At 67.0% G+C, this 21,041-nt stretch carries 14 protein-coding genes and 1 pseudogene; 6 read left to right on the plus strand and 9 right to left on the minus strand.

Translation table 11 applies throughout. The features are described 5' to 3' along the window. Positions 1–41: 41 nt before the first annotated feature. The 3 genes from ACWRN3_RS01600 to ACWRN3_RS01610 are packed head-to-tail and all read right to left on the minus strand — an operon-like array spanning position 42 to position 3,923. Positions 42–683: a Maf family protein gene (locus tag ACWRN3_RS01600; protein WP_476739692.1), complete on the minus strand. Its 642-nt coding sequence runs from the start codon at positions 681–683 to the stop codon at positions 42–44. 9 nt (positions 684–692) lie between these two features. Further along, positions 693–3,215: an MMPL family transporter gene (locus ACWRN3_RS01605; protein WP_324644610.1), complete on the minus strand. Its 2,523-nt coding sequence runs from the start codon at positions 3,213–3,215 to the stop codon at positions 693–695. Between the two features lie 18 nt (positions 3,216–3,233). Further along, entirely contained in the window at positions 3,234–3,923 is a 690-nt protein-coding gene (locus ACWRN3_RS01610) for a TetR/AcrR family transcriptional regulator (protein ID WP_324644611.1), read from the minus strand. A gap of 198 nt (positions 3,924–4,121) precedes the next feature. Between ACWRN3_RS01610 and ACWRN3_RS01615 the strand changes: the two genes are divergently transcribed. Next, positions 4,122–4,676, plus strand: a complete 555-nt coding sequence (locus ACWRN3_RS01615) for a hypothetical protein (protein ID WP_324644612.1) — start codon at positions 4,122–4,124, stop codon at positions 4,674–4,676. 101 nt (positions 4,677–4,777) lie between these two features. Here the strand turns inward: ACWRN3_RS01615 and ACWRN3_RS01620 are convergent. From ACWRN3_RS01620 to ACWRN3_RS01640, 5 genes and pseudogenes are all read right to left on the minus strand, one after another. Next, positions 4,778–6,226 (minus strand): annotated as a pseudogene (locus ACWRN3_RS01620) (dicarboxylate/amino acid:cation symporter); the annotation flags it as partial. A 118-nt stretch (positions 6,227–6,344) separates the two neighbouring features. Then, complete coding sequence (locus tag ACWRN3_RS01625) at positions 6,345–7,199, minus strand: phosphatase PAP2 family protein (RefSeq protein ID WP_255174934.1); 855 nt, start codon at positions 7,197–7,199, stop codon at positions 6,345–6,347. Positions 7,200–7,328: 129 nt separating this feature from the next. Continuing rightward, on the minus strand, positions 7,329–9,014 hold the full coding sequence (locus tag ACWRN3_RS01630) for a DUF885 domain-containing protein (protein WP_476739693.1): 1,686 nt from the start codon (positions 9,012–9,014) through the stop codon (positions 7,329–7,331). A gap of 26 nt (positions 9,015–9,040) precedes the next feature. Continuing rightward, positions 9,041–9,271 carry an acyl-CoA carboxylase epsilon subunit gene (locus ACWRN3_RS01635; RefSeq protein WP_255174936.1) on the minus strand — a complete coding sequence of 77 codons (231 nt, stop codon included), beginning with the start codon at positions 9,269–9,271 and terminating at the stop codon, positions 9,041–9,043. Beyond that, positions 9,268–10,851 (minus strand): acyl-CoA carboxylase subunit beta, encoded by a 1,584-nt coding sequence (locus ACWRN3_RS01640; RefSeq protein ID WP_476739694.1) that lies wholly within the window; start codon positions 10,849–10,851, stop codon positions 9,268–9,270. The genes ACWRN3_RS01635 and ACWRN3_RS01640 overlap by 4 nt, the downstream gene beginning before the upstream one ends. A 215-nt stretch (positions 10,852–11,066) precedes the next feature. Here ACWRN3_RS01640 and ACWRN3_RS01645 point away from each other — a divergent pair, with 215 nt between their 5' ends. The 4 genes from ACWRN3_RS01645 to ACWRN3_RS01660 all read left to right on the plus strand — a co-directional run bounded on the left by ACWRN3_RS01645 (position 11,067) and on the right by ACWRN3_RS01660 (position 14,731). Then, positions 11,067–11,954 (plus strand): SDR family oxidoreductase, encoded by an 888-nt coding sequence (locus tag ACWRN3_RS01645; protein ID WP_476739695.1) that lies wholly within the window; start codon positions 11,067–11,069, stop codon positions 11,952–11,954. A gap of 84 nt (positions 11,955–12,038) precedes the next feature. Then, a complete protein-coding gene (locus ACWRN3_RS01650) occupies positions 12,039–12,947 on the plus strand; it encodes a biotin--[acetyl-CoA-carboxylase] ligase (RefSeq protein ID WP_255174939.1) in 909 nt (302 codons plus the stop codon). Continuing rightward, a complete protein-coding gene (locus ACWRN3_RS01655; protein WP_255174940.1) occupies positions 12,940–13,539 on the plus strand; it encodes a PH domain-containing protein in 600 nt (199 codons plus the stop codon). Before ACWRN3_RS01650 ends, ACWRN3_RS01655 begins: the two co-directional genes overlap by 8 nt. A 112-nt stretch (positions 13,540–13,651) precedes the next feature. Next, positions 13,652–14,731 carry an adenylate/guanylate cyclase domain-containing protein gene (locus ACWRN3_RS01660; protein WP_236561043.1) on the plus strand — a complete coding sequence of 360 codons (1,080 nt, stop codon included), beginning with the start codon at positions 13,652–13,654 and terminating at the stop codon, positions 14,729–14,731. A gap of 367 nt (positions 14,732–15,098) precedes the next feature. On the opposite strand, the gene ACWRN3_RS01665 is transcribed toward ACWRN3_RS01660, so the two are convergent. After that, complete coding sequence (locus ACWRN3_RS01665; RefSeq protein WP_324644615.1) at positions 15,099–15,344, minus strand: hypothetical protein; 246 nt, start codon at positions 15,342–15,344, stop codon at positions 15,099–15,101. A gap of 532 nt (positions 15,345–15,876) precedes the next feature. Here ACWRN3_RS01665 and ACWRN3_RS01670 point away from each other — a divergent pair. Then, complete coding sequence (locus tag ACWRN3_RS01670) at positions 15,877–21,012, plus strand: Ig-like domain-containing protein (protein ID WP_476739696.1); 5,136 nt, start codon at positions 15,877–15,879, stop codon at positions 21,010–21,012. Positions 21,013–21,041: the final 29 nt, after the last annotated feature.

Here is a 21,041-nt window from a genome sequence, read left to right on the forward strand (position 1 = left end):
CTTTGTAGGGAAGCTACAAGTGGTGCAGAAAAGGGAGTACTTTACCGCGGCGGCCAGAGGTCCGTGATGCGAACGTTGGCAGCAGCGAGCAGGCCGCGCAGGGTGGAGACGGAGAGGCCGACGACGGCGTGCGGGTCGCCGTCGACCTTCCGGATGAAGGCCCCGCCCAGGCCATCGATCGTGAAGGAGCCGGCGCAGTGCAGCGGCTCGCCGGTGGCGATGTAGGCGTCGATCTCCTCCGGTGCCATGTCCAGGAAGGACACCTCGGCGGAGGCGACCGCCCCGAGCGTGGCGCCCGAACCGCGGGCGGCGCCGTCGTCGTCCGTGTCCCTGCAGTCCACCAGCCAGTGCCCCGTGTGCAGCACCCCCGCCCTCCCGCTCATGCGGAGCATCCGTTCCCGCGCGACGTCGGCGGTGTACGGCTTGCCGTGCGCCTCGCCGTCGAACTCGAAAACGGAGTCGCAGCCCAGCACCAGCGCGCCCTCCGCTTCCGGCAGCGCGGCGACGGCTTCGGCCTTGGCACGTGCCAGCAGCAGCGCGGTGTCGTGCGGGTCCGTGACGCCGTACTGCGCCTGGACGGCCGCTTCGTCGACGTCGGAGACCAGCACGGTGTGCCGGATGCCGGCCTCCGCCAGGAGCTTGGTGCGGGCGGGGGACTGGGAGGCGAGGATCAGATGCAGCACGGTTTCAGCCTAGTGGACCAGCTCGCCCGGAGCCGGTGCAGCCTGGCCGCGGTTGAGCTTGGCGCCCTCCACGTCCACGTCCGGCAGGATCCGGTCCAGCCAGCGCGGCAGCCACCAGGACTTGGCGCCCAGCAGGTACATCACAGCCGGGACGATGGTCATCCGGACCACGAACGCGTCGAACAGGACGCCGAAGGCCATCGCGAAGCCCAGCGGCCGGACCATGGTGAGGTGGCTGAAGATGAAGCCGGAGAACACGCTGACCATGATGATCGCGGCGGCGGTGACCACGGCGGCCGCGTGCCGGAAGCCCACCCGCACCGCTTCCTTGGCGGATGACCCGTGCATGTAGGCCTCGCGCATGCCGGAGGCGATGAACACCTGGTAGTCCATGGCCAGGCCGAACAGCACACCGATCAGGATGATGGGCAGGAAGCTCAGCACGGCGCCGGGGTTGGCCACGTCGAAGACGTTCCCCAGCCAGCCCCATTGGTAGACAGCCACCACGGCGCCGAAGGCGGCCGACAGGGACAGCAGGAAGCCGCCCGTGGCCAGCAGCGGGACCACGATGGAGCGGAACACCAGCAGGAGCAGGACCAGGGAGAGTCCGACGACGATCGCCAGGTAGGGCGGCAGGGCGTCACCGAGCTTGGTGGAGACATCCACGTTGCCGGCGGTTTGGCCGGTCAGGCCCATGGCAACGTCGTAGTCGGCCTTGATCTCGCCGTTCAGGCCCCGGAGTTCGGAGACCACCTTGACCGTGCTGGCGCTGGCCGGGCCTTCCTTGGGGATGACCTGGAAGACGGCGGTCCGGCGGTCCTCGCTGAGCGCCACCGGTACGGCGGCGACCACGTTGTCCACGGCCCGGAGCTTGTCCGCGATGTCGAACTGCAGCTTCTGCGCCTGGGCCGCGTCCAGGTTCGCCGGGAACTCGCCCACGGCCACGATCGGTCCGGTGACGCCTTCGCCGAAGCTGCGGGCGGTCAGGTCGTAGGCCTGGTAGGCCTCGGACTCCACGGGTTCGGACCCGCCGTCGGGCAGGGCCAGCTGGAGCTGGGTGGCGGGCAGGGCCAGGGTCCCCAGCAGGAGGATGCCGGCGGTCAGTGCCACCCAGGGGTGCTTGGTGACCAGGCCGCCCCACCCGTGGGTGCTTCGTTCGCGGTCGACGGCGATATCTGCGGCTTCGTGGCCCGGCTCGGCGTTGTGCGCCTCGGACTTGGCCCAGGCCCGCCTGGAGATGATGCGGCGGCCAATCAGGGACAGCATGGCGGGGGTCAGGGTGATGGCAACGAGCACCGCCACGGCCACGGTTCCCGCGGCGGCAAGCCCCATGACGGTGAGGAACGGCAGCCCCGGGACCACCAGGGCGGCAAGGGCGATGATCACGGTCAGGCCGGCGAAGACCACGGCGTTGCCGGACGTGCCGTTGGCCCGGGCGACGGACTCCTCAGGGTCCATGCCGGCCAGGAGCTGTGTCCGGTGCCGGTTGACGATGAACAGCGAATAGTCGATGCCGACGGCGAGGCCCAGCATGAGGGCCAGCATGGGGGAGATGGAGCTCATGTCGAACAGGCCTGAGAGTGCGAACGTGATGCCCACGCCCACGCCGACGCCGATGACGGCCATCAGCAGCGGCAGGCCCGCGGCGATCAGGGTGCCCAGCATGAGGATCAGGACCAGCGCCGCGACGGCGATGCCGACGATCTCCGCCGTCCCGAACAGGGCCGAGATGTCCTCGGTGATTTCCTTGCTGGCAAAGGCCTGGACGCCGGCGGAGGACGTCTGATGGGCGATCTCCTGTACCTGCTTGCGGACCGCCGGTGCCAGGCCGTTGATGGAGGTGTTGAACTGCACCTGGGCCACGGCCGCCTTGTTGTCCTCCGAGACGAAGCGGATGGCGGACGCGGCCTGGGCCTGGCGCTTGCCAAGTTCCAGCTTCGCCTTGTTGGCCTCCAGTTCCTGGGCGCCGGCGTCGAGCTTGGCCTGGCCGGCAGCCAGCGCTGCTTTTTGCTGGCCCAGCCGGGCCTCGACCACGGCTGCCGGTGCGCCGGCGGCCGTGAGCTGTTGCTCGGCCGCCGCGAGCTGTGCCTTCCCGGCCTCCAGCTGCGTCCGGGAGGCGTCAAGCTGCGCCTGGCCGGCCGCCAGCTGCTGTTCGCCGTCGGTTATGGCTTTGCCGGCCTGGTCCACCTGGGCCTGGGTGGCGAACGGGTCCACCGTGCCGCGGACCTCGGGAATGGTCTGGAGTTTCTTCAGCGCATCCGTGACGGCCGCACGGCTCTCAGCCGTAAACCCGCCCCCGGGGGCTTCGAAGACAATCGTGGCGCTTCCGCCCGAGGCTGCCGGCAAATCCTGCTTGAGCTTGTCCGCGATCCGCTGGGTCTCGGTGCCCGGGATCTGGAAGTTGTTGGACAGCGTGCCATGGAAGGCCGCGGCGGAACCGCCAACGGCCACCAGCACGGCAAGCCAGAGGGAGATGACAAGCCAGCGCCGGCGGTAGGAGAACTTGCCGAGGCGGTAGAGGAGGAGTGCCATGCGGGAGGACCGATCTGATCAGGAGGAACGGGTGGCGGATGGGAAAGCAGTGGTGGTGAAGCCGGCGCCCAGCAGGGCCATGGCATCAATAAGCAGTTGGCGGAGTTCCGCCAGGGAGGCGGGTGACAGGTCCGGACCGCGCCGGCTGAACCAGACTTCCATGGCGGCTTTTCCGCAGGAGATGATGGAGCCGGCCAGGGCATGGACATACAGTTCGTCCCGCTCACCGGGGGTGCCGGCGAGGCGTTCGCGGGCCACGGTGAAGACCTGGGCCCGGCAGTGGTCCCACGCCTCCAGTTCCGTGTGTGACATCAGCGGGCTCTGCTGGGTCAGCGTGAACAATTCGGCCAGGGGCGCGATGGCCTTGGGATCGGCGAGGGCCACCAGTGCGGCCTGGGCCGACTCAAGCATGGGTTCGTCGGACGGGCGCAGGCGCAGTTGCTGGATGGCGTTGTCCAGGAATCCGTGGACGATGGACGCCAGGGCGGCGTCAGTGCTGCTGAAGTAGTTGAAGAAAGTGCGCCGCGAAATTCCGGCGGCATCGGCGATGTCCTCCACCGTGAAGTTGCCGGGGCCCTTGGAACGCAGGAGTCCCAGGGCGGCATCGGTGATGGCCTGGCGGGTGGCGGCCTTGTTCAGCTCGCGCCGGGAAGGGGCGGCGGACCCGGCGTCCTGGGTTGCGTCGGGCGGGGAAAAGGGGCTTGGCACGCCCTTACACTACGTGCAAGTTTGCACTGCATGCAAGTTGTCCTGCGCGGAGGCTCGGGTGCGTGGTGCCTCCGGATTCACAGGAGAACGAAAGGTTCCCAACAGCCTCTGCTGAACCCGGTCGCAGATGCTTGGAATGTCCCGCCACGAGGCGTATCACCAGAAGCCGTCAGGCGACGGCGAATCAGGAGACAAGAAATGACACGCACGAAGAAGATGACCCTGGGCCTGTCAGCCGCGGCGCTGGCGCTCGGCGCAGGAATCGGCGTGGCCGGCATGGCCTCTGCCACCACCACAACTCCCACTCCCGCGCCGAGTGCAAGTTCCAGTGCCTCCACTGACGGCAGTACCGGCACCGGCCACGACGGCATGGGCAGGCACGGCGGCCGCGGCATGGAGCAGGCGTCCGCGCTGGCAGCGAAACTTGGTGTGGACGAAGCCAAGGTGACTGACGCGCTGAAGGCTTTCCGCGACGCCAACAAGCCCGCCACTCCGCCCGCCGACGGCCAGAAGCCGGACCCCGCCGCGCGCGAGGCCGCGCTCGCCAAGTCCCTGGCTGAGTCGCTGGGCATGGATGAGGCGAAAGTGACGGCCGCCCTCCAGGAGATCCGCAGCGAGGAGCAGTCCGAGCACGCCGCCGCGCTCAAGACCCGCCTGGACAAGGCCGTGGCGAATGGAAAGCTGACGCAGGCGGAAGCCGACGCGGTGACCAAAGCGGTCCAGAACGGGGTGATTGGCGGCGGCGGCCGCTGACTGCTGGCGGCCGGTGACTGGCCGGAGGCACCGCCCTTTGAACAAGAAAGGCGTCCCCGGGCGGTTCTCCCGGGGCCGCCGTTCCTTGCGGGTGCGCGGTACGCCTTTGCATCCTGCAGTTCGCGGGGTGCGGTGTCGGCGCTGGTGCCGTCCGTGGCGGATCCACCGGCGGCGGCGTCTTTGCCTGTTTCTTCTTCAACAAAGGGCGTGCCGTTGCGGGGTGCGTTGTACAGCGACTCGTCCAGGATGCCCTGGCGCTTGGCCACGATGGTGGGGACCAGCGCCTGGCCTGCGACGTTGACCGCGGTGCGGCCCATGTCCAGGATGGGGTCGATGGCAAGGAGGAGTCCGACGCCGGCCAGCGGCAGTCCCAGCGTGGAGAGCGTCAGCGTGAGCATCACCACGGCGCCGGTGGTGCCGGCCGTGGCGGCGGAGCCAAGAACGGAGACCAGGGCGATCAGCAGGTACTGGCTGAAGTCCAGGTGGATTCCGAAGAACTGGGCCACGAAGATCGCCGAGATGGCGGGGTAGATGGCTGCGCAGCCGTCCATCTTGGTGGTGGCGCCCAGCGGCACGGCGAACGAGGCGTAGGCGCGGGGCACGCCCAGGCTGCGCTCGGTCACGCGCTGGGTCAGCGGCAGGGTTCCCACGGAGGAACGGGACACAAAGGCCAGCTGCACGGCAGGCCATACGCCGGAGAAGTACTGCTTGATGGACAGTCCGTGGCTGCGGATCAGGATGGGGTAGACCACGAACAGCACCAGGACCAGGCCCGCGTAGATGGCCACGGTGAACTTGCCCAGTGAGCCGATGGTGTCCCAGCCGTAGACGGCGACGGCGTTGCCGATGAGGCCGATGGTGCCCAGCGGCGCGATGCGGATGATCCACCACAGCACCTTCTGGATCACGGCAAGGGCTGATGCGTTGAGGGTGAGGAACGGCTCTGCGGCCTTGCCCACCTTGAGTGCGGCGACGCCCACGGCGATGGCGATGACCAGGATCTGCAGGACGTTGAAGCTGACCGACGTGGTGACGGCGCCGGAATCGGCGACGGTGGAGCTGGCGCCCAGGCCGAGGAAGTTTTTGGGGAAGAGGCCCACGAGGAAGGCCCACCAGTCACCGGACTTGCCGGTGTACTTGGCGTCTCCGGAGATGCCGGTGTTGGCGCCGGGCTGCAGCAGCACGCCCAGGCCCATGCCGATCAGCACCGCGATCAGCGACGTGATGGCAAACCACAGGAGCGTGTTCCACGCCAGCCGGGCGGCGTTGGATACCTGCCGCAGGTTGGAGATGGAACTGACCACGGCGGTGAAGATCAGCGGAACAACGGCGGTCTGCAGCAGCGACACATAGCTTGAGCCGATGGTCTGCAGAGTGGCGCCGAGGGCGTTGGGGTTGGTCTTGGTGCTGCCGGTGTACTTTGCCAGCAGGCCGAGGCCAAGACCCACAATGAGGGCGGCGATGATCTGGAAGCCGAAGGAACCCGCCCACTTGGGGAGCTGGAATCCGGTCTTCCCTGCGGGGGAGGGGGTGCTTGTCTGAGTGCTCACCAGAACAAGCTAGACCTCCGCTAATATCACGTCGAACCAATATTGAGAAATATTACGCACCCCGGATCGGGGCCTCAGTGGGAAATCCCCGAAGAATCAAGGCGAGCGGCGGCATTTGTTACTTATTCCCGGCAGGGGTGTGCTTAACGTCTCGTGGTTCGTGGTGCTTCCTGACCGTCAGGTAGAGGCGGTGGGCGGTGATCACGATCGCCAGCCAGGCAGCACCCAGTGCCCAGGCGGCCAGCACATCGGTGAGCCAGTGATGGCCCAGGAAGACCCTGCTCAGGCCGATCGCAACGGCGAAGAGGGCTGCCGCTGCGGCGGTGATGATGCGGGCGCGGTTCGAGTGGAGCCGCAGGATAATGAGGTACGCCACGATGCCTGCAATCACCACCGCGTTCAGTGAGTGCCCACTGGGAAACGATGCCGAGTGTTCGTAGGGCGGTACGGCGTCGCTGAGGTCCGGCCGCGTTCGTCCCACCAGGCGCTTGCCGGCGATGGTCATCAGCAGTGAACCCAGGCCCGCGGTGACGATCAGGATGACGGGGGTCCAGGAGCGGCGCCGCAACGCGAGCGCCGCCATGATGGCGATGGCGAGGACCGGCATGCCGATGGTCCCGCCAACATCGGTGAATGCTGTGACAGCCACATCCAGGGCGGGGGTGCGGAGGTCCTTGCTGGCCGCCAATATCGGGTGGTCAAGTCCCGCCACCCCGTCGGCGGCCACTACCGCTTCATAGACCTCGCTGAACGCGGCGGTCAAGGCGGCGGAAATGACCGCCCCCACCAGCAGCGTCAGGATCAGTGCGCCGTGCGGGCCCAGTACCTGGCTGAGGCGGTGGACCACTCCCACCAGGCGCCGGCCTGCCCGGGTGTCCCATCTGGTGAGGTCCTTGCCACCCACGGACGTGTCCTGGCGAAGTTCGCCATGCACCCCCGTCTCAGCCGGCGTCCCTTGGAGGTTCGTCAACATCGTCTCCCTGCTCATTCGGCAATGCGCCACGGCAATTTAGTAAGCAAGCTTATTGATTGCCGTGGGCGCTGTCCACCAATTGCCGTGGGCATGGTCCACCCGCCAGGGATCCGGCCGGAGGGTGGACTGTCAGCTCAGCAGCGCCCGCCGCAGGGTATCGAGTCCAACAGAGCCGATGTTGAGGGCCCTGGTGTGGAACTCCTTCAGGTCGAACCCGGGCCGTGATTCGAGCTCCGCACGGATCTGTTCCCAGAGCCGCTGGCCAACTTTGTAGGAGGGGGCCTGGCCCGGCCAGCCAAGGTAGCGGGTGAACTCGAAGTTGAGCTGGCCTTCGCTGATGGGGAGGTTTTCCTTGAGGAATCCGTAGCCCTTGTCCGCGGTCCAGGTGCCGGTTCCCCAGCGTTCGGGCATCTCGAGTTCGAGGTGCACGCCGATATCGAAGACCACGCGGGCTGCCCGCATGCGCTGCATGTCCAGCATTCCCATATGGTCGCCGGGATCGTTCAGGTAGCCCAGCTCCTGCATGAGCTTCTCGGCGTAGAGGGCCCAGCCCTCGCCGTGGCCGGAGGTCCAGCAGACGTTCCGGCGCCACTTGTTGAGCAGTTCGCGCCGGTAGGTGGCGGTGGCCACCTGGAGGTGGTGGCCCGGGACACCCTCGTGGTACACGGTGGTGGTTTCGGCCCAGGTGGTGAAGGTGTCCTCGCCTGCGGGAACGGACCACCACATGCGGCCGGGCCGGCTGAAGTCGTCGGACGGGCCGGTGTAATAGATGCCGCCCTCGTCGGTGGGGGCAATCCGGCACTCAAGTGTCTTCATCACCTCGGGGATGTCGAAGTGCACGCCGGCGAGTTCGGCCACGGCCTTGTCGGAGAGGTCCTGCATCCATTCCCGGAGCGCCTCCGTGCCCTTCAGTTGCCGTGCGGGGTCGTTGTTGAGGATTTCCTTGGCTTCGGCAATGGTGGCGCCCGCCTTGATGGCGGCTGCGACCTGTTCCTGCTCCGCGATGAGGCGGTCGAGTTCCTGGACGCCCCACGCGTACGTTTCCTCCAGGTCCACCTCTGCGCCCAGGAAGGATCGGGAGGCCAGTGCGTAGCGGGCCCTGCCCACGGCATCCTTTTCGGGAGCGGCGGGGAGCAGTTCGGTGCGCAGGAATTCCGCCAGGCCGGTGTAGGCCCGGCGGGCAGCGTCAGCACCGGCGTTGAGCTTCTCCTGCAGGGACGTGGGCAGCGGCCCGGCATCCGTGGCGGCACCCGCGGCCAGCTTTGCGAAGAAGCCGTCCCCGGCGGCGTACTTGCTCACCTGTTCGATGACGATGCGTACCTGGCGGGCAGCGGCGACCTTGCCCGCATCCCTGGCCATGCGCAGGGACTCGGTGTAGCCGCTGATGGCAGCCGGCACGTTGTGTGCGCGCCCGGCGATGTGCTCCCAGTCCTGTTCGGTTTCGGTGGGCATGAGGTCAAAGATGGCGCGGATGTCCTGGGCCGGGGAGGCAATGTTGTTCAGGTCCGCATACTCCCACCCGGAGGCATGGATGAGCAGTTGCAGGCCCAACCGCTCCTGCATGGCGTTCAGGGTGACGGCGTCCACGTCGTCCTCCGGCTCCAGGCCTTCCAGCGCAACCAGGGCATCCCGTGCCGCCTCGGCGAACCCGGCGATGCCGGCAGGGGAGAAGTCCTGGTATTCCGTCTCATGTCCCGCCAGGCCAAGGGTGGTGGCAAAGGTCGGATTGAGCCTGATCAGGGTGTCGGTGTAGTTGTCCGCGACATCGTCGATCCGGGTATGCGGGCGCGTGGCGGGTGCAGTGTCGGTAGTCACATCCCGAGCCTACCCGGTGGCGAGGCTCAGCCCTGGCTGCGTCTCCATGCTCCCGGTCCGGGCGTGGGGGCGAGCCGCAGCTGCTGCCTCCGCACCCAGTGCCGCACGCTGGCGGTCCTGGCCGGTGCCGGGCTTTCCCCGCTGAGGGAAAGGACGACGGCGGCCAGCGCGGCCAGCTCCTCGGCGCTCGGCTGCCCTTTGACCACAGAGAGCAGGGGTTCGGCCTGGGGTTCCGGGGCTTCGGGAGACGCCGTCACAGCGGGATGTTCCCGTGCTTCTTGGCGGGGAGGCTGGCCCTCTTGTCCCGCAGGGCGCGCAGTCCCTTGATGATCTGGATGCGGGTGTCTGAAGGGGCGATGACGGCGTCCACGTAGCCCAGCTCAGCGGCCTGGTAGGGGTTGAGGAGTTCTTCCTCGTACTGCTGGATCACTTGGGCACGGCGGGCCTCGACGTCGCCGCCGTCCTCGGCCACGGCTGCGAGGTCGCGGCGGTAGAGGATGTTCACCGCACCCTGCGCGCCCATCACGCCGATCTGCGCCGTGGGCCAGGCCAGGTTCAGGTCGGCACCGAGCTTCTTGGAACCCATGACAATGTAGGCGCCGCCGTAGGCCTTGCGGGTGATGACGGTGAGCTTGGGGACGGTGGCCTCGGCGTAGGCATAGAGAAGTTTCGCGCCGCGGCGGATGATGCCCTGGAACTCCTGGTCCTTGCCGGGCAGGAAGCCGGGGACATCCACGAGGGTGATGATGGGGATGTTGAAGGCGTCGCAGTGGCGCACGAAGCGGGCCGCCTTTTCCGATGCGGCGATGTCCAGGGTGCCGGCGAACTGGAGGGGCTGGTTGGCCACGATGCCTACCGTGTGGCCTTCCACCCGGCCGTAGCCGATCATCACGTTGGGCGCGTACAGGGCCTGCATCTCCAGGAAGTGCCCGTCGTCCACAATCTGCTCCACCACTGCGCGCATGTCGTAGGGCTGGTTGGCTGAATCCGGAACCAGCGTGTCCAGGGCGAGGTCGTCGTCGTCGGTCTCCAACTCCTGCTGGTGCCCCAGGACGGGTGCCTCTGCCAGGTTGTTCGACGGGAGGAAGTCCAGCAGTTCGCGCACGAACTCAATGGCATCGGTCTCGTCCGAGGCCAGGTAGGTGGAGGTGCCGGTGGTGGCGTTGTGCTGCCGGGCGCCGCCGAGGGTTTCCATGTCCACGTCCTCGCCGGTGACGGTCTTGATGACGTCGGGGCCGGTGATGAACATGTGCGAGGTCTTGTCCACCATCACCACGTAGTCGGTGAGGGCGGGGGAGTAGGCCGCGCCGCCGGCGGACGGGCCCATGATGAGCGAGATCTGCGGCACCACGCCGCTGGCATGGACGTTGTTCCGGAAGATGTCCGCGAACATGGCCAGCGAGGCCACGCCTTCCTGGATGCGGGCGCCGCCGCCGTCCAGGATGCCCACGACCGGGCAGCCGTTGCGGAGCGCGAACTCCTGGACCTTGACGATTTTTTCGCCGTTGACCTGGCTCAGCGATCCGCCGTAGACGGTGAAGTCCTGGCTGTAGACCGCCACCAGGCGTCCGTCCACGGTGCCGTAGCCGGACACCAGGCCATCGCCCAGCGGTTTCTTCTTTTCCATGCCAAAGGCGGTGGAGCGGTGCACGGCCAGGGCGTCAAACTCAACAAACGAGTCCTCGTCCAGCAGCAGGGCGATGCGCTCGCGGGCGGTGTTCTTGCCGCGGGCGTGCTGCTTTTCGATGGCTTCGGGGCCGGAAGGCTGTTCGGCGCGCGCCTGGCGGTCGCGGAAATCGGCAATCTTTCCCGCTGTCGTTGTCAGATCGTGGCTCATCAAGTGTCTCCGGCTCTGTAGCAGGTCAGTTCTGTCGGCTGGCGGCCCGTGTTGTCCGGCGCTTTAAGTAGCATCCACACAAAAGACCAACCCTGCTGGCAAGTCTAGTGACGGTTTGGGCGCCGACGGCTGTAGGGAACCTACAATTTTCTGCGGCTCGAGCAACACCATCGCAATGTTACTCGCCGGTAACATAGTTGGGCTACAGTGTTCCCATGACTTCAAGCGACGATGCTTTGCATGCCTCCGAAAGCCCGTACCGGGCCACCGGCTCCCTGGCGGGCCGGACCATCCTGCTGTCCGGCGGCAGCCGCGGGATCGGCCTGGCCATCGCCCTGAGGGCGGCCCGGGACGGCGCCAATATCGTCCTCCTTGCCAAGACGGGGGAGCCGCACCCCAAGCTGGCGGGCACCGTGTATACGGCTGCCAAGGAGCTGGAGGCGGCCGGAGGCCAGGCGTTGCCCCTGGTGGGCGACGTGCGCAGGGACGAAGACGTGGCCGGCGCCGTGGCCGCAGCCGTGGACCGGTTCGGCGGCATCGACATCGTCATCAACAACGCCTCCGCCATTGACCTCTCCACCACGGACGCCGTGGACATGAAGAAGTACGACCTCATGCAGGACATCAACGTCCGCGGCACCTTCCTGCTGTCCAAGCTGGCGCTCCCGGCGCTCCGTGCCTCCGAACAGGGACACATCCTGACGCTCTCGCCGCCGCTGAACCTCCACCCCTCCTGGGCTGGAAAGCACCTTGCCTACACCATGGCCAAATACGGGATGAGCCTGACCACCCTGGGCCTGGCCGAGGAACTGAAGGCTGACGGGATCAGGGTCAACTCACTGTGGCCGTGCACCCTGATCGACACGGCGGCCATCCGCAACATGCCCCACGGCGACACCATGGTGCTTGCCGCCCGCGGCCCGCAGATCATGGCCGACGCCGCCCACGCCGTCCTGACCGGAAGCAACCTCGCTGCGGGCGCGCCGCCGTCGGGCAACTTCTACACGGATGAACAGGTCCTCGCCGCCGCGGGCGTGACCGACTTCCGCCCCTATAGCCTGGGGGCACCGGAAGACCGGCTGGTTCCCGACATCTTCCTTTAGCAGGCCCCCTGCGGTGCCCGGACGGCCTGTTCCGCGAGGGCGGGTGGCTGGGTAGGACCCGGCCCGGCTCGGTAGGATCTAGCTATGGATGACGCACATGCACCGGGTTCCCCCCTGAACCGAGGGGACCTGGCCGACCAGCGTTTCCTCGCTGCCACGGGGATCCCCCGGATCGATGTCGTGGACTCCACCGGCTCCACCAACGCCGACCTCCTGCGCGGTGTCACGGTGGACCCTGGGGCATGGCCGGACCTCTCCGTCCTGACGGCGGAGTACCAGACAGCCGCACGGGGACGCCTGGACAGGCGGTGGGAGGCGCCCCCGCTGAGCTCGGTGTCTGTCTCCGTGGTGCTGCGTCCCGTCAACGCGGAGGGCAGGCCCCTCCCCACCCAGAGCTACTCCTGGCTGTCCCTCATCGCAGCCCTGGCGCTGCGTGAAACGCTGCTGGAAACGGCCGGCCTCCCGGCCGAGCTCAAATGGCCCAACGATGTCCTGGTGCGCGGCAGGAAAATCGCCGGCATCCTGGCCCAGCTGGGCCCCATGGTGGACGGCAGCGTGCCCCCCGTCATCCTGGGGACCGGGCTGAACGTCACGCTGCGCGAAAGCGAACTTCCGGTTCCCACTGCCACGTCCGTGGTCATCGAAGGTGCCCGCACCACCGACCGCACCGCGCTGCTGAAAAGCTACCTGTCCCACTTCGCGGTCCTGTACCGCAGTTTCTGCAACGCCGACGGCGACCCGACGGCAGGCATGGCGGGGGGCCCTTCGCTGCACAAAAGGGTTGAGGCCGTCATGGTCACCCTGGGAAAGCAGGTGCGCGCACAACTGCCCGGCGACCACGAAATCATTGGGCATGCATCCCGGCTGGATGACTATGGCTCCCTGTTGGTGGTGGACCGGGACTCGCACGAGCACGTGGTCACTGCCGGTGACGTGGTGCACCTGCGGCCCTGGACATCCCCGGACGCGCCAAACCAGGGTGGGTATGCGTAAAACCCTCGTGCCAGGGGAGCAGGTCATCGTCACTACCCGCCCGCAGCCGAGGAAGCTCGCCGGAGCCGCGGTGGCCTTTGTCCTGGCGCCTGCACTTGCCGCCTTCGCCAGCGCCTGGGTCATCCGCGGCGGCGCAGCCCGTGTGGCGCCGGCCCTCGGCCGCCAGTGGACGCCCTGGCTCGTGACCGCCTGCGTCCTCGCCGCCGCCGCCGTATGGCTGGGCTATTGCCTGCCCCGCCTGCTGCGTTGGCAAGGCACCCGCTACACCCTGACCAGCCAGCGGATGGTGGCCCGGTACGGCCTGCTGAACCGGCGGGACCAGCAGGTGAACCTGGCGTCGGTGCGCAACCTGACAGTCCATGAATCGCTGCTGCAGCGACTGGTGCGCTCAGGGAATATATCCTTGGAAACCGGGCACCAGGGCATGGTGACCTTTCGCGACGTGCCCGAGGTCGCCCGGTTCCGCGACTTTATCCTCGACGCCATCGGGGAACTGCCGGACGACAGCGGGACCCAGCCGGGTGGCGCGACGTATTACCCCGCCGGTGCTTTTCCGGAGGACATGAGAGAAGGTGGACGGGATGACCGATGAGGCCCAGCAGGAACGCGTCGAGCGCATCCCGACCGGAACCGCCGCCGTCGAGCCTGCTTCCGACGACTACCACGCCGGCGCGTCATTGGCCGGCCCGGATTCCCCCGCGGAAATGCCCGCCGTCGACCGGCACCCGCCCACAGGTGCCATGTCCGCCGAGCGCCTGGCCATGAAGGCGCTCGAAGCCCGGCTGCTGGGTGGTGAACGCAAGCTCCGCCGTCGTGAAGTTGCTGCCGGCGCGGGACTCTCACTGCTCTCTGCCCGCAAACTTTGGCGCGCCCTGGGCTTCCCGAACTTCGGCGATGAGGACGTCGCCTTCACCGAACGTGACCAGGCCGCCCTGTCCACGGTGGTGGACCTGGTCCGCGCCGGCAAGCTCACGGAGGAAGCCGCCATTTCGGTGACCCGCTCCATCGGCCAAATGACCGACCGCATGGTGGTCTGGCAGATCGAAGCGCTGGTGGAGGACATGGTCCACGAGCAGGGCGTCACGGATGCCGTGGCCCGCAAGCGCCTGGTCAACGAACTTCCCGCTCTGGTGGACGCCCTCGAAGAGGTTCTGGTGTACTCCTGGCGCCGCCAGCTCAACGCCGGGGTCCAGCGGCTCGCGGTCCGGGCCGAAGCCGGTCTGCAGGCCAGCGAGGAAGGCCGTGAAGGCGACGAGGATGACGCTCCGTTGCCCCTGGCCCGCGCCGTGGGTTTCGCTGACCTGGTCTCCTACACCAGCCTGTCCCGCCGGATGAACGAGAAGACGCTCGCCCGCCTGGTCCAGCGCTTCGAGAACAAGTGCGCAGAGATCATCTCCGTCGGCGGCGGCCGGCTGGTCAAGACGGTGGGTGATGAAGTCCTGTACATCGCCGAAACCCCGGCAGCCGGTGCCGAGATCTCCCTGGCGCTCGCCGAGGCCTTCACCGAGGACGAGATCCTCCCCGAAGCCCGGGTGGCCATGGTGTGGGGCAGGATCCTGTCCCGCCTGGGCGACATCTACGGTCCCACTGTCAATCTCGCAGCGCGCCTGACCACCCTTGCGGATCCGGGCACGGTGCTGGTGGACTCCATGACCGCTTCCGCCCTGGAGCACGACGAGCGGTTCGTCCTGATTCCCCAGGAGCCGGAAAACGTGCGCGGCTTTGGCGAGATCAATCCCGTCCGCCTCACGCGCGGCCGGGGCAAGGGCCTGGTCCTCGACTAGTAAGCAGGCTTCGGCTGCCGCGCAAGCCTGCTGAAGTAATTTGTCCATTTGTTGGCGTATAGCGGTATCGTTGTGGTGCCCGGGGTCCCGTGACGCCGGCTGCAGGCAAAGAGCCTAGATCTACCGGGGGATTTTCACTCATGAAACGTCGCGGCCAAACGCGCGCCCAAAGCCCTGTTTCCGGCACGCCCCGGTGGCGCCGCCTGGCCCGCTCCCGGTGGTTCTCCGGTACTGCGTTTGGTGCTGTGGTTGCTGTGGTGGTGACGGGTGCTGTGTTGTATCCGGGGTTTAAGACCACTGAGGTGGAGTTGAATGACGGTGGTGTGTGGGTGGTGTCGAAGTCCAGGAATGCTGTGGGGCGGTTGAATTATCCGTCGCGGGTGTTGGATGGTGCGGTGACGCCGGCGTCGACGACGTTTGATGTGTTGCAGCATGCCGGTGAGGTGTTTGTTGACGATGAGACTGGTTCGACGTTGAACCAGGTGTCGCCGGCGAATATGCGTTTGGGTGGGGATAAGCAGTTGCCGGGGGCGGCTGATGTGAGTTTTGGGGCGCGGACGATTTCGGTGACGGATGCTGCGTCGGGGAAGGTGTGGGCGGTGTCGCCGTCCACGGTGAATGGTTTTGATAAGGAAGCGTCCGAGCCGGTGATGGTTGGTTCGGCGGGCCTTGTGTCGGTGGTGGGGTCTGATGACCGGATTTATTCGGCGGATCCGAAGACCGGTGTGGTGACGGTGACGGGGGTGGACGCTGATGGTGGTGTTACGTCGTCGGAGTCCAGTACCTGGGATGGTCTTAAGGGTGCCGGGGATTTGCAGATGACGGTGGTGGGGGACCAGCCGGTGGTGTTGGATGCTGCTGCGGGGAGCCTGTTTTTGCCTGGTGGTAAGCGGCTGGCGTTGGAGGATGCGCGGGATGCGAAGTTGCAGCAGCCTGGGCCGGGCAGTGATGTTGTGGCGGTGGCGACGCGGAAGGCGTTGTTGAAGCAGCCGTTGGGTGGGGGTACGGCCGGGACGGTGGCGTTTGATGGTGAGGGGGTTCCGGCTGCTCCGGTGCAGTTGGGCGGGTGTGTGCATGCGGCGTGGTCGGGTGCGAACAAGTATGTCCGGGACTGTGTCAATGATGCTGATGATAAGAATGTTGCGGTGCCGAGGGCGAGTGCGTCGCCGTCGTATGTTTTCCGGGTGAACCGGGACCTGGTGGTCCTGAATGATGTGAACTCGGGGAACGTGTGGTTGGTGAACCAGAACATGCAGCTGGTGAACAACTGGGACGACGTCATCCCACCCAAGAACCAGTCCGACGATCAGGACCAGGAGTCGGCGGACAACAACACCATCAACATCCTGCCGGACCGCACCAAGCCCAACCGTCCGCCGGAAACCAAGCCCGACGCCGTCGGAGTCCGCCCGGGCCGCACCACCATCCTCAGCGTCCTGGACAACGACTCCGACCCCGACGGCGACGTCCTCACCGCAGCGGTGGGGGACGCCGGACCCAAATCGGGGACGCTGGAAAGCATCTACGGCGGCACCGCCTTCCAGATCACCGTCCCCGCAGACGCCAAGCCGGGCACCGAGACCTTCAACTACAGTGCCTCGGACGGCCGCGGCCTGTCCGCCACCGGCCAGGTCACGCTCAACGTGGTGGGGCCCGACGAAAACAAGCCGCCCAAGTTCAAGCGCGGGGAAGACACCACCATGCTGGTGGAGCAGGGCAAGACCGTCAGCCAGAACATCCTCACCGACTGGATCGATCCCGACGGCGACGACCTGGTCCTGCTGGACGCCAAGGCCGACAACGACCAGGACCAGGTCAAGGTCCGGCGCGACGGCCTGCTCACCTTCCAGGACTCCGGCGCCTCCGCCGGCAAGAAGAACGTCCAGGTCACCATCTGGGACGGCCGTGCCACCGTCACGGGCAAGGTGGTGGTCAACGTGCAGCCGCCCGGCGCCCTGGCACCCGTGGTCAACGCAGACCACGTCACCGCCGTGGTGGGCCAGGACCTGGTCATTTCCCCGTTGAAGAACGACGTCGACCCCAACGGAGGTGCCCTCCGCCTGGCCCAGGTGGAAGCCAACGGCCCTGCCGAACTTGGCCCCGTCACTGACGGCGGCACCTTCACCTTCCGCAGCAGCACGCCCGGCCCCGTCTACCTGACCTACATCGCCAGCAACGGCCCCCAAAGCAGCCAGGGCCTCATCCGGGTGGACGTGGAATCCGGCAACGACGGCGGCGACCCCGTGGCAGTCCATGACGTTGCCCTGATGCCCATCGGCGGCAGCGTGCTGCTGGACCCCCTGGCCAATGACTCCGACCCCTCCGGGGGTGTCCTGGTGCTGCAGTCCGTGAAGCTCCCGGACAACGCGACGGTGTCCGTCAGCGTGATCAACCACAGCGTCCTGCGCATCACGGACATCCTGGGGACCAAGGACCCCATCCTGTTCGAATACACCATGTCCAACGGAAAGAAGTCTGCCACCGGCTCAGTCTCCGTGGTGCCGGTCCCGGCACCGGCCGTGGTGGAAGCACCCCAGCCCAAGCCGGACGAGGTGAATGTCCGCGTCAACGACGTGGTCACCATCCCCGTCCTGGACAATGACACCCACCCGCAGGGGCAGGAACTGACCGTGGACCCCGTGCTGCCGCAGGCGGTTGATCCTGCCGACGGCAAGAGCTTCGTCTCCGAGAACACGCTCCGGTTCATTGCGGGCAGCCAGCCCAAGACCGTGCGCGCCATCTACAACGCGGTGGATCCGCAGGGCCAGAAGAGCGCCGCCGCCGTGACCATCCACATTCTTCCGCTCGAAGGCGCGGAGAACTCCCGGCCCCAGCCGCGGAACCTCACCGCCCGCGTGGTGGCTGCCGGTACTGTCCGCATTCCGGTTCCCCTGGACGGCATCGATCCCGACGGCGACTCCGTGCAGTTGACCGGCATCGACAGCACCCCTGCCATGGGAACCGCCACCGTGGGCAGCAATTTCATCGACTTCACTGCTGCCGGGGACGGCGCCGGTACCGACACGTTCCGCTACAAGGTGGTGGACCGCCAGGGCGCCGTGAACACGGGAACCGTCACCGTGGGTATTGCACCCCGGGGTGACATGAACCAGAAGCCCACCCCCGTGGATGATGAGGTCCGGGTGCGCCCGAGCCGCCAGATCGCCGTCGATGCCCTCGCCAACGACACCGATCCAGACGGCGACCGCATCCGCATCCTGACCGACGGCATCGAGGCCGACCCGGCCCTGCAGGCCACCGTCAGCAAGAACAGTGGCCGCATCATCCTCCTGGCCCCCAACGAGGCCGGAACCGTCAACGTTCGGTACACCATCGCCGACGACCGGGACGCCACCGCCCAGGCCACCATCCGCCTGGTGGTCGACAACGACGTGCCTCTGAAGGCGCCGATCGCCCGTGATGACAGGGTGACGTCCGCCCAGGCCATGGGGAAGACCGCTGTTGACGTTCCGGTCCTCAAGAACGACGAGGATCCCGACGGCGTGGGCGAAAACCTGAAGATCAGCACGGACGCCACCACGGCGCGGCCCGGCGGCAACGGCAACGTCCTGGTGGACCTGACCGAGCAGCCGCAGCTCATCCCGTACACCGTTGAAGACGTTGACGCCCAGAAGTCCACAGCCATCATCTGGGTGCCGGGCCTGGGACAGCAGGTTCCCACCCTGGCCAAGGACGAAGTCATCGAGGTGGTTGCCGGCCAGTCCGTCGACGTCGACCTGAAGGAATGGGTCAAGGTACGGGAAGGACGGTCACCCCGGTTGACCCAGGCGGACCGGATCAAGCTCATCGGTGCCGACGGCGGCGATCCGGTGACGCGCGACGGCGCCGGGCTGAAGTACACGGCGGGTGCGGATTATGTGGGCCCCGGTTCACTGACCTTCGAGGTGACCGACGGCACCGGACCGGACGATCCTGCCGGACTCAAGTCCACCCTCAGCATCCGCACCAAGGTCCTCCCGGACCCGAACAAGAACAACCCGCCGGAACTGCTGGGCGCCAACGTGGATGTTCCCAAGGGTGACTCGGCCACCACGGACCTCGGCAAGCTCACCTCCGATCCGGACCAGGACGACGTCGAGAAGATGAAGTACGAAGTGGTGGGCGACTCACCCGGCGGCTTCAACGCACGCATCGAAGGCAAGACGCTGAAGGTGTCAGCGGCCGATTCCACGGCAACCGGAACCCGCGCCGCCGTGCAGGTCACGGCAACCGACCCCCGCGGGCTCCAGGCCACCGCCACCTACCAGCTTGCCGTGACCGCCTCCAACCGGCCCAAACCGGTGGCGAACGACGACGTGCAGGACAACGCCGCCGCCGGCAAACCGGTGACCATCAATGTGCTGGCCAATGACGCCAACCCGTTCCCGGAAACACCGCTGAAGATCATTGCCGCGAACACCGAAACGGGCAGCGGGAATGTGGGCGTCAATGGTGACTCTGTGACCGTCACACCGGCGCCCGGGTTCACCGGAACCATGGTGGTGGCGTACACGGTGGAAGACAAGACGCAGGACAGCTCCAGGCATGCCACAGCGCGTGTCCGGCTGACCGTCAAGGACAAGCCTGCTGCGCCCACCACGCCGCAGGCGCAGAGCGTGGGCGACCAGACCGCGCTGCTCACCTGGTCCGCGCCGGCCGACCGTGGCTCCGCCATCACCAAGTACACCGTCTATGGTGAGGGCGGGTTCCGGCAGGAGTGCCCGGCCAACACCTGCACCCTGAACGGCCTGACCAACAACACCACGTACCACTTCCAAGTGACGGCCACCAACGAGTTCGGCGATTCCGACCGCTCGCCGGCGTCCGCCGATGTCCGCCCGGACGTCAAACCGGATACGCCGCTGGCGCCGTCGCTGAAGTTCGGCGACAAGCAGCTGACGGTGAACTGGACTGCCCCGGCCAGCAAGGGCTCCCCGGTGAAGTCCTACGACCTGGAAATTTCACCGGCTCCGGCCGGGCAGACCGCCCAGATCCAGGGGCTGACATCGGTCAGCTACGTCTGGAAGGGCCTCCAGAACGGCGTCTCCTACAAGGTCCGGGTCCTGGCCCGCAACGATGCCAAGGACCCCTCCGAGTGGAGCCCGTATTCGGCGGCCGAGGTGCCGGCCGGCGTCCCCGCCACTCCAGCGGCGCCGAGCGTGGCACAGGCGACGCCGGTAGGTTCGCAGAGCCAGCTGAGGGTGGTTTGGACCGCGCCCAACAACAACGGTGACGCGGTCTCGGCCTACACCCTGACCACGCTCCGGGGCGGTGCCGCGGTCTCCAGCCAGCAGGTGTCCGGCACCTCGCAGAACGTCACCGTGGACAACTCGGAAACGAACTACACCTTTACGGTCTCGGCAACCAACAAGGCCGGAACGAGCGCCACGAGCGCGCAGTCCGCCGCAATCCGGGCAGCAGGCAAACCTGGCACTGTCAACGCTGGAACCGTAAAAGAGAACGGGACCAGCGGCCAGCTCGACGTTACGTTCACGCCCCTGACGGATGCGCAGCGCAACGGCTCCACGGCGTCCGAGATTGCCTACTCATACAATGCCGACGGAAAGACAGGTGCCATCAAGGCCGGGGGAGGAACCATCGGTGGCATGACCAACGGGCGGGACATCACCGTGACCATCATTGCCACGTCCACCAAGAACAATATGTCCGGTGACGCCAAGGCCATCGGCACCGGGAACCCCTACGGTCCTGCCAATGCCCCCAGCATCAACGGCGGCACCTCGGCGAAGGGCGATGGCCAGGTGCACTGGACCTGGAACGACCCCGCGACGAACGGCAGGCCCCTTAGCTACTACGAAGTGAGCATGGATGGTGGCGGCTGGCAGAACGTCGGCAAGGCGAACAAGTTCGATACCGGAGCCGGCGGGTGGAGCACGAGCCACAAACTGCGGGTCCGCGCCTACACCGTCACCAACGGGGCAATCGGCGGACCGGTCACGTCTACCTCCGGTCCGGATAACACCCCACCCCCGCCCACGGACTGGTACGTCACGGCAAGCCCGGTGCGCAGCTGCACGGAGCCCCGCCAGGGGACGGACAGCTTCATCGACGGCAACCCGTCCCAGTGCACAGGTGGCGGCAAGTGGCTCGATGCCGGTGCCCCATCCACGGCGGACCGCTACCAGGTCTGGTACAAGACCTCCAACAACCCGAGCGGCATCTGGTACCACCTGAATTCGGGGATGGCGTCCGGCAACTGGCTCCGCTGCGACACCTCGAACGTGGGCTGCACCCCGCCCAAGGGCATGCCAAACCGCTAGCAACCGCATCACCCCTTGCAGGCCCGGAC

This window comes from Pseudarthrobacter sp. rb (genome assembly GCF_056389225.1).

Coding starts and splice junctions, on each gene's coding strand:
- ACWRN3_RS01605 (WP_324644610.1), bottom strand. CDS start 3,215: ATGGCACTCCTCCTCTACCGCCTCGGCAAGTTCTCCTACCGCCGGCGC.
- ACWRN3_RS01615 (WP_324644612.1), top strand. CDS start 4,122: ATGACACGCACGAAGAAGATGACCCTGGGCCTGTCAGCCGCGGCGCTG.
- ACWRN3_RS01625 (WP_255174934.1), bottom strand. CDS start 7,199: ATGTTGACGAACCTCCAAGGGACGCCGGCTGAGACGGGGGTGCATGGC.
- ACWRN3_RS01640 (WP_476739694.1), bottom strand. CDS start 10,851: ATGAGCCACGATCTGACAACGACAGCGGGAAAGATTGCCGATTTCCGC.
- ACWRN3_RS01645 (WP_476739695.1), top strand. CDS start 11,067: ATGACTTCAAGCGACGATGCTTTGCATGCCTCCGAAAGCCCGTACCGG.
- ACWRN3_RS01650 (WP_255174939.1), top strand. CDS start 12,039: ATGGATGACGCACATGCACCGGGTTCCCCCCTGAACCGAGGGGACCTG.
- ACWRN3_RS01655 (WP_255174940.1), top strand. CDS start 12,940: ATGCGTAAAACCCTCGTGCCAGGGGAGCAGGTCATCGTCACTACCCGC.
- ACWRN3_RS01660 (WP_236561043.1), top strand. CDS start 13,652: ATGCCCGCCGTCGACCGGCACCCGCCCACAGGTGCCATGTCCGCCGAG.